A 13007-nucleotide genomic window follows, 5' to 3' on the forward strand; every position below is an offset into this window, starting at 1 on the left:
TTAATCACTTCCATTGGAAAGGGTATCAAGAATCGATAGGCGTTGTCGATTGTTGATATCGCGGGTTCCATATGCGAGCACCCAACCGATGGCCTCGGTGGTATCCGTCACCCGCAACCAGCCGTTTTCGTTCCACAGCACCTGCAGTTCACTTCCCTGGGGCACGGCCTTGATCGGTTCCCCTTGCAAGGCGGGCAGGGGATGCAGGTTCAACACCGGCACATCCACCACCACCCTGGCCGGTTTGACCGCGGCCACGGGCTTGACCGGGGATTCGTCGTGCTCCAGCGGAAAGCGGATGGCCTGACGGGCGAAGAGCGCTGGCGTCACGAGCTGGCGCGGCGGTGAAGCGGCGGGTGCCGAGACCGGTGTGACGGCCACCGGTTCGGTGGCAACCGGTTCGACCGGCGCGGGTTTGGGCGGTTCGGGCGCGGGCTTGGGGGGCTCGGGCGCGGGCTTGGGGGGCTCGGGCGCGGGCTTGGGCGGTTCGGGCGCGGGCTTGGGGGGCTCGGGCGCGGGCTTGGGGGGCTCGGGCGCGGGCTTGGGGGGCTCGGGCGCGGGCTTGGGGGGCTCGGGCGCGGGTTTGGGGGGCTCGGGCGCGGGTTTGGGGGGTTCGGGCGCGGGTTTGGGGGGCTCGGGCGCGGGTTTGGGGGGCTCGGGCGCGGGTTTGGGGGGTTCGGGCGCGGGTTTGGGGGGTTCGGGCGCGGGTTTGGGGGGCTCGGGCGCGGGCTTGGGCGGTGCAAATTGGACTTTCAGGGGTTCGGTCGGGGTTCTGGGCTCCAAATGGGCCAGCAGCGTGTCGCCCGTGGTCGGGGTTGAGGTGTGGAAGAGCCTTTGAAAGCCGGCCAACACCAACAGCGCGCCGACCACGATCACCCCGAGACGCATGCCGCCCACGCGACCCGCGAGTCGCGCCACCCTCCCGTTGGATGAAACCGGGTTGAACCGGGAGAACAGGGATACGGAGTCGGGACGCGGCGCGGTCATTTCGGTCAATGGCCGGGTGGAGGAGCTTTTGCGGACCACCTTGACCGGGCGCGTGGGTTGGAGTTTGGGGAGGTCGGTCTCGGCGACCGGGGCGTCCGGTGGCAGCGCCTGGATCCGCGCCTTGAACCCGTCGCTGATGTGGGAGATCTCGAGTTGAATGACCGAGCCACTCCCGCCTGAGGCTTCGTGAATCAGGTTGAATTCAAAAAAACCGGCCTCGCATAGTGTGTTGAGATTCTTGCGAACTTTCTGGTAGGTCGCCTGGCGGATCGGACAGGTGAACGATTTCTTCTCACCCGTCAGCGCGGCAAAGGATTTCCAGAGATAGGTGGTGTGCCGCCGCAACGCATCCACGGCCTGCAACTGGGCATCGGTCAGTTCCACCGGTTCGGTCGATGCTGCACTCATCCTCGCGCTCCTGACCGCGTGGATTTTTCGGATTGGAACCAAACGAACGCCATGGATTCATACGTCCAAGAAATGAGATGCCCTCGTGACACTATAACCGGCGTTTGCCTGCAAGGCCAGGAATCTTGGCTGATGAAAGTCGCCAATCCGCGTTCAATCCCGCCAACCCTTTTCCTGGATCGCGTGGCATTGGGCCTTGCATCCAACCCCGATTTGCGTTTTTCATGAAAGACTCGCGTCACGATTCAGGATCCCCACGATCGCAGAGGGCAGGGGACCGCAAGGTTCCCGACTTGCGCCCAGGACGATCCCTGGCGTGAAACGCCCGCGAGACGGGTTCACGGTGGGGGATTCCCCGTCATGTCAGGTCACAACCAACCAAGAGAGTTCAGATGGTCGCTGCATGGGACATTCCCCGATTGATCGGTGAGACGGACGCCTTGATCCAGGCCGGAGAAGGGGCGCGCGCGATCGCCCTGTACCGGGAGTGGATCGCCGCCAATCCCGCCCACCCCTATCTGCATCTGATCTGCTACAACCTGGCGGTCTCCCTGCAAGCCCAGGGGGATCTCCATGGCGCCCGCGCGGCCTATGAGGCGTCGTTGCACGGCAACGACCACTTCCCGCCGAGTTACATCAACCTCGGCAACATCCTGGAACAGCAAGGTTCGCCAACCGCCGCCGCCGACTGCTGGCGCCAGCTGGTGGATAAACTGGCGTGGCTGAACGTCGAAAACATCAACTTTCGCAACGCGGCCTTCAAACAGATCGGGCGCGTGGCCGACTCCGCCGGCACGGAGTGGGCGCTGCGTCAGGCGTTGGAGATCGATCCCCATCAGCACGACGCCATGGAACACTGGTTGAGCGCCCGCCAGCAGCTGTGTCTGTGGCCGGTGGTCGAACCCTTCGCGCGCTGCTCCAAGGCCCATTTGATGACCGGATTCGCGCCCCTCTCCCTGGCGGCCTACAGCGACGATCCGATGCTGCAACTGGCCAACGCCGCCCAGTACAACCGGGTGGACATCGGACATGCCTCCCAGGATTTCATCCACGAACACCAGGCGTTGCGCGCCAATCCCGGCCCGCGTCCGCGGGTGGGGTATCTCTCCTCGGATCTGCGCATGCACGCCATCGGCTTTCTGATGGCGGAGCTGTTCGAACGCCACGATCCCAACGCCATCGATCTCTATTTCTACTACACCGGACAGCCGGTGGAGAACGATACCCAGCACGAGCGCATCCGCGCCGCGGCCCCCAACTGGCGCGATCTGGCCCCGCTCTCCGACGAGGCGGCGGCCCGGCGGATCCTGGACGATCGCATCGAGATCCTGGTGGACATCAACGGTTACACCTTCGCGGCCCGTCTGAAGATGCTCTCGATGCGACCGGCGCCGGTGATCGTCAACTGGCTCGGCTATCCGGGCAGCATGGGCTCTCCGTATCACCACTACCTCATCGCCGATCCGTTCGTGCTTCCGCCGGAACACGAGATCTTTTTCAGCGAAAGAGTCTTGCGCCTTCCCTGTTATCAACCCAACGACTCGCGCCGGCGGGTGGCGGAGTACCGTCCCACCCGTCAGGATCTCGGATTGCCCGAGGAGGGGGTGGTGTTCTGCTGTTTCAACGGCGTGCGCAAGATCACCGCCTTGACCCTGGAGATGTGGTGCCGGGTGATGGCGCGGGTGCCGGGGAGCGTCATGTGGCTGCTGCATGAAAACGACGCGGCCACCGAGCGGTTGCGGGCGCTGTTCGCCGAGCGCGGCATCGCTCCGGAACGGATCTTCTTTGCCCCCATGGTGGCCAATGCCGACCATCTGGCCCGTTATCCGCTGGTGGATCTGGTGTTGGACTGTTTTCCCTACGGCGCCCACACCACCGCCTCCGATGCGTTGTGGATGGGGGTGCCGATCCTGACGCTGGCCGGATTGTCGTTCCCGTCGCGGGTGTGCGGGAGTCTGGTGCGCGCGGCGGGGTTGGGGGAGCTGGTGTGCGATACGGTGGACGGGTATGTGGCGCGCGCCGTGGCCCTGGGCAACGACCGGGAGGCGCTGGCCGCGTTGCGGAGTCGGCTGGAGGCGGGCCGGTCGAGCTGCGTGCTGTTCGACATGGTGAAGCTCGCCCGCCATCTGGAAGGGCTCTATCACGGGATGCGCGCCGATTTTCTCGTCGATCGGGTGCCCCGTCCGGATCTGGCCAATCTGGCCCTCTATCAGGAGATCGGCATTGGTTTGGATCCGGACGCGGGGGGGTGGCGCGGAACTCTGGAGGCGTTGCGCGTGGCCTATCAGGCGGCCTTGCGCGCGCGGGACCGGTTGGAACGTGTGCGGCACGACGGGCGTTGGTGGACTCCCGAGGCGCGTGATTAAGGTGTGCAGGCGTGTGTGGGCGCGCCTTTGACATCCTGGTCATGGTACGGGGTGAGGGGGGTTTTTCCCCCTACGGCGTCTGCTCCAGGGGCCGACCATTCAACAGATTCGAGGGAGAGTACTGGTCGGTGAGCAGTCGCGTCCCCGCCGGCCAGCGCGCATCGGTCGCAAAAAGCGGGACCAGCCAGTTGGCGTCGATCGAGAGCTGATCGAATCTCTCTTTCATCCGCGCGGCGTTCTGACGGATCTGATCCATGCCGGGCAGACCGCCCAGCCTGGTCAGGATCACCCGATTGTGAACCTGGAGGTTGTAATAGGGTCCGAACACATCGGCATAGGTCGCCGACTCTGCGGCATGCAGCTGACCGGAGGAGAAGGTGTTGGCCGCCATCACGCCGTCGGGCGCCAGGAGTGCCTTGAGTTCAAGGAGATACTCACGGGTGGTCATGTGCTCTGGCACCGAGAGGTGATCAAAGGCGTCCAGAAAGATCATGTCGTATTGCAATTTCTTGCGTAGCGCCTGCTTGACGAAAACCCGACCATCATCCGTATAAATGCGGGTGTTCCTGCTCGGCGTGAAATGGAAAAACTGTTGCGAAACCTTGACCACGGCTGGATCGATTTCAACATTGTCAATCTGGATGTCCGGATACATTTTCTGCAAAGCGACCGTGACGATCCCGCCTCCCAGACCAATGATCAGCGCGTTTCTGGGGGATGGGTTCAGATACAACGCCCCCAATTGCATTTTCGGGGAGTTGAAGACAATGGCCTCCGGATTGTCCAGCGCGATGCAAGCCTGACGTCCATTGTCATGCTTCCCGAACTTCATGCAACGCAAGCCGTTCTCTTCGTAAACCAGGACGTTGCGGTACAGCGACTTCTCCTCCACGATCACCTTGGCCTGCACGGGAGTCGCTATCCATCCAGTCAGAATCAGAACCCACGCGATCCAGAATTTATGCGCCATTGTTCGGCTCCGATTTCGTGCGATCGGCGAGCACGCCAATCGTGGCTACCGCGAACGAGATGGCCAACATGCCGTCGATGATCTGATTCAATTCAAACAGCAAAACCAGATAGAACGAGGTGAGCAGCGTCCCCGCCGTGCTGCCGAACGTGGAAATGAAAAAGACCTTTCCAGCCACCTGACCCGAATCCCCGAGTCCATGCACCAACAGACGGATGGCATAGGGTGAAATGGTCCCCGAGATGGTGACGGGCAGGAAAAACAGCAAAAAGGAGGAGAGCAGAGCCCCGTAGCGGGGATCCGGCACCCGTTCGAACACCATCTCCAGAATGGGCGTGGAAAAGCTGGCGCAGGGCAGGGAGGTGAGCGTGGCCAGGCCCAACAACAGACTCAATTTGCGCAGACTGGGTTGACGGGTCGAAAACTGGCCTCCAATCAGATAACCGATGGAGAGGGCCAGCATGAACAGGGCGATGATGGCCCCCCAGACATAGATCCCGGTGCCGAAGAAGGGGGAGAGGGCGCGACCTCCCAACAGTTCCACCGCCATCACGTAGTAACCCGACCAACCGGCGATCAGATAGACAAGCATGGTTTTCATGTTCATGGGGCTTCTTTCTCTCGTCCGTGATCCTGGCAAGACGTGGATGAATCGGTCACCCCATCCGCCGGATCTGGAATGATCAGGTCGGCAGAATTCGGCCAATCCCGTTTCGTGGGTTTGGGCCCCACACAAAACGGGCAACCCAAGTTGACGGGCAAGGCAGATCGGGGACATGCGTCTTTTGAATGGTTACCCGGGAATGGCGCGGATGTCAACGAACTTCCTTGCGTCTCCTTGCACGCAAAATAGCCCGTAAATGTTGATTCTACGGGCTTTGTCGCTTCCTGTCACGTCTTGGAACGATTGATTGGTGGGCGGAACAGGGTTCGAACCCGTGACCCTCGGCTTGTAAGGCCGATGCTCTCCCGGCTGAGCTATCCGCCCGGGCAATGCCCCAAAAGCCGATCGTTCCCATGGGTGACGGGCGATCGCGCGGGCCATTTGGAGATGACTTCCAGGAAGCCGCCCCATGCCCCCCGGACCCTGCAACGCCCGGACGAGCGTTACACAGGAATCCGCGGGCGGGGAGTACGTTTGCCTTGCAACCGGTTACCGCCATGCGTGGGTTGCCACGCCATGGGGAGAGGGTTGTGGCGCGCGGGTCAATAAAAGAGGTTATTTCTTTTTCTTGACGGATTTCTTGGGTTCAGCCGTGGGAGCGGGAGCGGGCGCAACGGGAGCCGGGGCCGGCTTTTTGGCGGCGGGCGCGGGCTTGGCGGCGGGCGCCGGAGCAGGCTGGGGCGGGGTGACCGCATCCTTGAGACCCTTGCCGGGCTTGAATTTCGGAAGGTTTGCGGCGGGAATGTTGATCTCGGCGCCGGTGCGCGGATTGCGGCCCGTGCGTGCGGCCCGTTCGGTGACCATGAAGGAGCCGAAACCAACCAGATTCACCTGCTGTCCACCCTTCAAGGCGTTCTGGATGGCATGAATCACGGCATCGATGGCTTCGGATGCCTGGATCTTGGTCAAATTGGTTCCCGCGGCAACGGCATCAACGAGTTCGGATTTGTTCAATGGAAGTTCTCCCCTGGCAAGACGTTCCGGTTAACCTGGCGGGCGCCTTGCGTGAGCGCGCGCCCATGGTGTTCTTCCGGGGTTACTATACGTTGCGAATCCTTGCTGTCAAGCGATTTTCTCGCTTCCTGGCTTACATTCTGCGTAACTTGCATGCTGGGGGAAGCCCCTCCTCACCCCAGCATGCAAGTTGGCGCGCGCTTCAAAAAAAGGGTTTTTGCGCGCTTTTGCTGATCGTAAAAGCGCGCAAAAGACAAAAGAAGCGTCCCAAGGGCGTTGCCCTTGGATCTCACCTGCAAGGGGCCATGGCCCCCTGGACCCCGCAGATGCAGGGGGCCTGAATGGTTGCCATGTTTCGCCTCGACCGCGCCCCGCGTCAATGGGTGAGAGAGGGGGCGTCCTCGTGATCCTCCTCGTGGGGCAACAGCAGCGCCGGATCGGTTTTCTCCAGGGAGAGATCCACCGTGTTGGCCACCTTGTCGAGCATTTTCAGCTCTCCGCGCAGGGCCAGTTTGAGCACCTGATCCATGTGGGTGACCGGATGGATCTCCAGATCCTTGAGGATGCTCAAGGAGATCTCCTTGAGATCCTTGACGTTCTCCTCCGGAATGATGATGTGCTTGATGCCGGCGCGATGGGCGGCGAGCAGCTTTTCCTTGAGTCCGCCGATGATCAACACCCGACCCCGCAGGGTGATCTCGCCGGTCATGGCCACGTCCTTGCGCACCGGGATGCCATACAGGGCGCTCACCAGGGCGGTACACATGGCGATGCCCGCCGATGGACCATCCTTGGGCGTGGCCCCCTCCGGGACATGGATGTGGATGTCGTGTTTCTGGAAGAACTCCTCGGCCTCCATGCCCCACTCGCGGGCACGGGAGCGGGCATAGGTGAGGGCCGCCTGGGCCGACTCCTGCATCACGTCGCCCAACTTGCCGGTGGTGGTCAACTTCCCCTTGCCTTCGATGTGGATGCTCTCGATGGTCAGAAGCTCCCCGCCCACTTCGGTCCAGGCCAGACCCGTGGCCACGCCCACCAGATCCTCATCCTCGGCCAGGCCGAAGCGGTAGCGTCGCACCCCCAGGAATTTGCCCAGACTCTTGGAGCCGATCGAGATCCGTTCGTTCTTCGGATCGGTGAGGATCGCCCGCGCCGATTTGCGGCACAGGCTGGCGATCTCGCGATCCAGACCGCGCACCCCGGATTCACGGGTGTAGTAGCGGATGATGTCCTGCAATGCGCCGGAAGAGAGGGTGAACTCCCCCTCCTTGAGGCCATGGGTCTCCATCTCCTTGGGGATCAGATAGCGGGTGGCGATGCGCATCTTCTCCTGTTCGGTGTAGCCGGCCAGACGGATGATCTCCATGCGGTCGAGCAGGGGGCGCGGGATGTTGAGGCTGTTGGCCGTGGTGATGAACATCACCTTGGAAAGGTCGTAATCCACCTCCAGGTAGTGGTCGTTGAAGGTGGCGTTCTGTTCCGGATCGAGCACCTCGAGCAGGGCCGAGGAGGGATCGCCGCGAAAATCCGAACCCACCTTGTCGATCTCGTCGAGCAGAAAGAGGGGATTGTTCGAGCCGGCCTTCTTCATCGACTGGATGATCTTGCCCGGCAGCGAACCGATGTAGGTGCGGCGATGGCCGCGGATCTCCGCCTCGTCGCGGATGCCGCCCAGCGACATGCGCACATATTCGCGCCCCGAGGCCCTGGCGATCGACTTGGCCAGGGAGGTCTTGCCCACGCCGGGCGGTCCCACCAGGCAGAGGATCGGACCCTTGATCTTTTCGACCTTCAATTGCACGGCCAGCTGTTCGAGAATCCGTTCCTTGACCTTCTCGAGTCCCCAGTGATCCTCCTCCAGGATCTCCTCGGCGCGGGTGAGGTCGTGTTTGAGTTCGGTGGTTTTGTTCCAGGGCAGGCTCACCAGCCAGTCCACGTAGTTGCGCACCACCGTGGCCTCGGCGGACATGGGGGCCATCTGCTTGAGTTTTTTCAGCTCCGATTCGGCCTTTTTGCGGGCCTCCTCGGTCATGCCCACCGAGGCGATCTTTTCGGCCAGCTCGTTGATCTCGTCCTTTTCGTCGTCCCGGTCGCCCAGCTCCTTCTGGATCGCCTTCATCTGTTCGTTCAGATAGTAGTCCCGGTGACTCTTCTCCATCTGCCGCTTGACGCGACCGCGCACCCGCTTTTCCACCTGGAGGACATCGATCTCCTGCTCGAGCACCAGCAGCAGCCGCTCCAGACGGGAACTCACCGTAGGCAGTTCCAGAAGCTCCTGCTTTTCGGTCACCTTCAGGGCCACATGGGTGGCGGCGACGTCGGCCAGACGACTCGGATCGTGGACCGATTGCAGGGTCTGGAGCACCTCGGGGGCGATTTTCTTGTTGAGCTTCGCGTAGTTGTCGAACTGTTCGACCACCGTGCGCATCATTGCCTGGCACTCGGTGGCATCCGAGGGTTCGTCCTCCAGATAGCGCCCCTCGACCAGATAATAGGGGTCCTTCTGGATGTAGCGCTTGATCTGCATGCGCCGTCCGCCCTCCACCAGCACCTTCACGGTGCCGTCCGGGAGCTTGAGCACCTGGAGAATGCTCCCCACCACGCCGACCGAATAGATCTCCTCCTGCTCCGGATTGTCGTTGGTGGCCACCTTCTGGGCCACCAGCAGAATCAACCGGCTCTCCTCGCGACCGGTCACCGCCTCCAGGGCGCGGATCGAACGGTCCCGACCCACGAACAACGGCACGATCATATGGGGGAATACCACGATATCCCGCAGCGGCAGGGCGGGAATGCGCATCGACTGCAAACCGAACGGATCCTTCAGAATGGCCATGTGGCAGGAATCCTCTTGGAAATTTTTCTGGTGCTTTAAGTAGAGATTTTCTTGGAAAAGGCAACTCGCGGAGTTTCGGCGTCACCGGGGAAGGGGGCGGCTCCGATGGTTCCTCGGGGTGCCTTCCCAGCTTCCCCGGCGCGCTGCTCCGGGATCGTGACAACGATAGGCTCAGGCCTGGGCGGCCCGTTGCGACTCCTCGTGAATCAACAGGGGCTCGGAGTCGTTTTCGATGCACTCCTGATTGATCACCACCTCGGTGACATCCCCCATGGAGGGGATGTCGAACATGATTCCCAGCAGCACGGCCTCGAGAATGGCACGCAGTCCGCGGGCGCCGGTCTTGCGCTTGATCGCCTTGCGGGCCACGGCGCGTACCGCCTCGTCGGTGAAGGTCAGCTTCACCCCCTCCATGTACAGCAGCTTGGCATACTGCTTCAGGAGCGCGTTGCGCGGCTCGCGCATGATCTTGACCAACGCCTCCTGGTCCAGCTCCTCCAGGGTGGCGATCACCGGCAGACGGCCCACGAACTCCGGAATCAGCCCGAACTGCAACAGATCCTCGGGTTCGAGCATGGCCAGCAGCTCGTTCACCTTGCCATCGGCATCCTTGCTCTTCACCTCGGCGCCGAAGCCGATGCCGTGATGTTTGTTGGAACGCCGTTCGATGATCTTCTCCAGTCCGTTGAAGGCCCCACCGCAGATGATCAGGATGTTGGTGGTATCGACCTGGAGATACTCCTGTTGGGGATGCTTGCGTCCTCCCTGGGGCGGCACGCTGGCGATGGTCCCCTCGATGATCTTCAAGAGCGCCTGCTGCACCCCTTCGCCCGAGACGTCGCGGGTGATCGAGGGGTTTTCCGACTTGCGGGAGATCTTGTCGATCTCGTCGATGAAGACGATGCCCCGCTGGGCCTTCTCCACGTCGTTGTCCGCGGCCTGGAGCAGACGCAGGATGATGTTCTCCACATCCTCGCCCACGTAGCCGGCCTCGGTGAGGGTGGTGGCGTCGGTGATCGTGAAGGGGACATCCAGGATGCGCGCCAGGGTCTGGGCCAGAAGGGTCTTGCCGCAGCCGGTCGGACCGATCAGGAGCACGTTGCTCTTGGCGATCTCCACATCGGCGTGCTCTTCGGAGCCGCGGCTCTCCAGACGCTTGTAGTGGTTGTAGACCGCCACCGACAGGATCCGCTTGGCCTTCTCCTGGCCGATGACGTACTCGTCCAGGATCGACTTGATTTCGCGCGGGGCCGGAATGCCGGCCCGTTTGCGCAGCGGACCGTTTTCGGCCTTGTCTTCCTTGAGAATGTCGCGGCACAGATCCACGCATTCGTTGCAGATGAACACCGAGGGGCCGGCGATCAGCTTGCGCACCTCGTGCTGGGTCTTGCCGCAGAAGTTGCAGTGCAGCAGCGGACCGCTATCCGTGATTTTCTTGGCCATGAATGTGACTCGTTCCTTGCATCGTTCTTTCCCACGGCCCCCTCTCGCAAAGGGTTCATGGGTGGGGATGGGGGGTTCCCCTCAGCATTTTTCTTTAACAGGGGCGCCGGGATGCGGGGATCCGGCGCGCGATCGTCGCGATTCGAAACCCTGCAGCCGCGATCACTGCTCCTCGTTTTCGACCGGCAGGTCGCGCTTGTCGATCATCCGGTCGGCCAGGCCATAGGCGCACGCCTCGGGGGCCTCCATGAAGTAGTCGCGATCCATGTCGCGGCTGATTCGTTTCACCGGTTGACCGGTGTGGTGGGCGAGGATCTGATTGAGCCGGTCGCGGATGCGCAGGATCTCCTTGGCGTGGATCTGGATATCCTCGGCCTGACCCTGATACCCGCCGGAGGGTTGATGGATCATCACCCGGGCGTTGGGGAGGAGCAACCGTTTCCCCTTGGCGCCGGCGGCCAGGAGCACCGCGCCCATGCTGGCCGCCTGACCGATGCACAGCGTGCTGACATCCGGTCGGATGAACTGCATGGTGTCGTAGATGGCCAGCCCGGCGGTGACGTGACCGCCGGGGCTGTTGATGTAGAGATGGATATCCTTCTCCGGGTTTTCCGATTCGAGAAAGAGCAGTTGGGCGACGACCAGGTTGGCCGAGTGGTCATCCACCGGTCCCACCAGGAACACCACCCGCTCCTTGAGCAGTCGGGAGTAGATGTCGTAGGCCCGTTCGCCGCGATTGGTGGACTCGACCACCATGGGAACCAGATTCATGGCAATACCTTCAACCCCCTGTGTTGAGATCCATCCGACTTCATGAAACGACCGCGCCACCCGACCGGGCAGCCGGGCTGTTGTTGCCGGGAAACGCCTCCCTCACCCTCCGGAAAGCGAATGCATCCCCGGAGCGGGGATCGCGACCGCGCCACCCGACCGGGCTGGAACCCGAATCCCCATCCCCGATGCGGGGATGACGCCCATCTTTTCGGATCAGGCGTTTTCCGCCAGCAGCGCATCCAGGGTCACGGACTCGTCGGTGATCACGCCATGCGCCTTGATCCAGTCGTTGACCATCTCTTCGAGCACCGCGCCGCGAATCCCGTCCATGCGGCTTTCGTCCTCGCGCGCCCAGCGTTTGAACTCCGCGGCCCGACCGCCGTACACCTCGGCCAGCTTGTTCAGATGGGCATCCACCCGTTCGTCGTTGACCTCCAGACCCTCCTGCTTGGCGATCGCGCCGAGCACCAGACCCAGACGGAGCCGTTTTTCGGCGGTGGGCTTGAATTCGTTGGCCAGCACGTCATCGGTCAGGCCATGCTGATCCGGGGTCATGCCGCGGGCGACCGTATCCTCCTTGAACTGCTCGATCATGGCCTCGACCTCGCGATCGACCATCTTGCTCGGCAGATCGAAGGCGTTGGCCTCCACCAGGCCGTCATGGATCCGGCGTTGCAGTTGCTTTTCCATCGCGCTGGCGGCCCGACGGTCGAGATCCTGACGGATGCGGGTCTTGAGAGCCTCCAGTCCACCCTCCTTGACCCCCTCGGCCTCGGCCAGGGCGTCGTCGATGCCGGGCAGAACCCGCTCGCGCACCTCGGAGAGCGAACACTGGAACTCCGCCGCCTTGCCGGCCAGATGGGGGGCGCCGTAGTTTTCCGGGAAGGTGACCTTCACGGTCCGCTCCTCGCCCACCGCCAGACCGATCAGCTGATCCTCGAAGCCGGGGATGAAACGACCGCCGCCCAGTTCCAGCACATACCCTTCGGCAGAGCCGCCCTCGAAGGCCTCGCCATCGACGAAACCCTTGAAGTTCAACACGATCTGATCGCCGGAAGCCGCCTGGCGACCCTCACGGGTCTCGTAGCCGGCATGGCGTTCGCGGCGTTGTTCCAGGGCGGTGTCGATATCGGCGTCGGTCACCTCGGCCACGCGGCGCGTCAGGGTCATCCCCTGGTAGCCTTGCGGTTTCACATCCGGCATGATCTGCACCTTGGCCGTGAAACCGAACGGTTGATCGCGGGTCACCGGGGCTTCCAGGTGCAATTCCGGGTTTCCCACGGTGCGCAGCGCATGCTCCTGAACGGCCTTGCCCATCCCCTCTTGCATCAGCTGTTCCATGATGGTCTGGGAGAGATGATCCTTGAAACGGTTTTCCAGATGTTTCTTCGGCGCCTTGCCCGGACGGAAGCCGGGCAGCTTGATGGTCGCGGCCAGTTGCGAAATTTCCGCTTCCAGACGGGCATTGACCTGATCGGCGGCCACGCGCACCGTGATGGTACGCTCCAGGGCGCCGGTTTGCTCGACAGTGACTTCCATGACATCCCCGATAATTGGTTGCTGGTTTGAATGCTTGCCTGCGTGGGGGAACCCCCCCTCACCCCC

9 protein-coding genes, 1 tRNA gene and 1 pseudogene are annotated in these 13007 nt (G+C 62.5%); 2 read left to right on the plus strand and 9 right to left on the minus strand.

Annotated elements, in window-relative coordinates; translation table 11 throughout:
* Positions 1–1395 carry an SH3 domain-containing protein gene (locus tag ACOY6C_RS15725; RefSeq protein ID WP_420906470.1) on the minus strand — a complete coding sequence of 465 codons (1395 nt, stop codon included), beginning with the start codon at positions 1393–1395 and terminating at the stop codon, positions 1–3.
* A gap of 392 nt (positions 1396–1787) precedes the next feature.
* On the opposite strand from ACOY6C_RS15725, the gene ACOY6C_RS15730 reads away from it, so the two are divergent.
* The gene (locus tag ACOY6C_RS15730) at positions 1788–3761 is read left to right on the plus strand and encodes an O-linked N-acetylglucosamine transferase, SPINDLY family protein (RefSeq protein ID WP_420906471.1); all 1974 of its coding nucleotides are present in this window, start codon (positions 1788–1790) and stop codon (positions 3759–3761) included.
* 70 nt (positions 3762–3831) lie between these two features.
* Here ACOY6C_RS15730 and ACOY6C_RS15735 read toward each other — a convergent pair whose 3' ends face one another.
* The 4 genes and pseudogenes from ACOY6C_RS15735 to ACOY6C_RS15750 all read right to left on the minus strand — a co-directional run.
* Positions 3832–4671 carry a spermidine synthase gene (locus tag ACOY6C_RS15735; RefSeq protein WP_420906472.1) on the minus strand — a complete coding sequence of 280 codons (840 nt, stop codon included), beginning with the start codon at positions 4669–4671 and terminating at the stop codon, positions 3832–3834.
* 49 nt (positions 4672–4720) lie between these two features.
* A complete protein-coding gene (locus tag ACOY6C_RS15740; RefSeq protein ID WP_420906473.1) occupies positions 4721–5332 on the minus strand; it encodes a fused MFS/spermidine synthase in 612 nt (203 codons plus the stop codon).
* A gap of 311 nt (positions 5333–5643) precedes the next feature.
* Positions 5644–5719 (minus strand) — tRNA-Val (locus tag ACOY6C_RS15745).
* Positions 5720–6082: 363 nt separating this feature from the next.
* Positions 6083–6349 (minus strand): annotated as a pseudogene (locus ACOY6C_RS15750) (HU family DNA-binding protein); the annotation flags it as partial.
* Between ACOY6C_RS15750 and ACOY6C_RS15755 the strand changes: the two are divergent.
* Entirely contained in the window at positions 6349–6690 is a 342-nt protein-coding gene (locus ACOY6C_RS15755) for a hypothetical protein (RefSeq protein ID WP_420906474.1), read from the plus strand. The pseudogene ACOY6C_RS15750 and the gene ACOY6C_RS15755 overlap by 1 nt on opposite strands.
* A 35-nt stretch (positions 6691–6725) precedes the next feature.
* Here ACOY6C_RS15755 and lon read toward each other — a convergent pair whose 3' ends face one another.
* From lon to tig, 4 genes are all read right to left on the minus strand, one after another.
* The gene (gene lon / locus ACOY6C_RS15760) at positions 6726–9185 is read right to left on the minus strand and encodes an endopeptidase La (protein ID WP_420906475.1); all 2460 of its coding nucleotides are present in this window, start codon (positions 9183–9185) and stop codon (positions 6726–6728) included.
* A 171-nt stretch (positions 9186–9356) separates the two neighbouring features.
* Positions 9357–10628 (minus strand): ATP-dependent Clp protease ATP-binding subunit ClpX, encoded by a 1272-nt coding sequence (gene clpX / locus ACOY6C_RS15765; RefSeq protein ID WP_420906476.1) that lies wholly within the window; start codon positions 10626–10628, stop codon positions 9357–9359.
* 162 nt (positions 10629–10790) lie between these two features.
* Positions 10791–11399 carry an ATP-dependent Clp endopeptidase proteolytic subunit ClpP gene (gene clpP / locus ACOY6C_RS15770; RefSeq protein ID WP_420906477.1) on the minus strand — a complete coding sequence of 203 codons (609 nt, stop codon included), beginning with the start codon at positions 11397–11399 and terminating at the stop codon, positions 10791–10793.
* A gap of 216 nt (positions 11400–11615) precedes the next feature.
* Positions 11616–12941, minus strand: coding sequence for a trigger factor (gene tig, locus ACOY6C_RS15775; protein WP_420906478.1), 1326 nt, complete (start codon positions 12939–12941; stop codon positions 11616–11618).
* Positions 12942–13007: the final 66 nt, after the last annotated feature.

This window comes from Candidatus Magnetaquiglobus chichijimensis (genome assembly GCF_045865675.1).
Lineage (GTDB): Bacteria > Pseudomonadota > Magnetococcia > Magnetococcales > Magnetaquicoccaceae > Magnetaquiglobus > Magnetaquiglobus chichijimensis.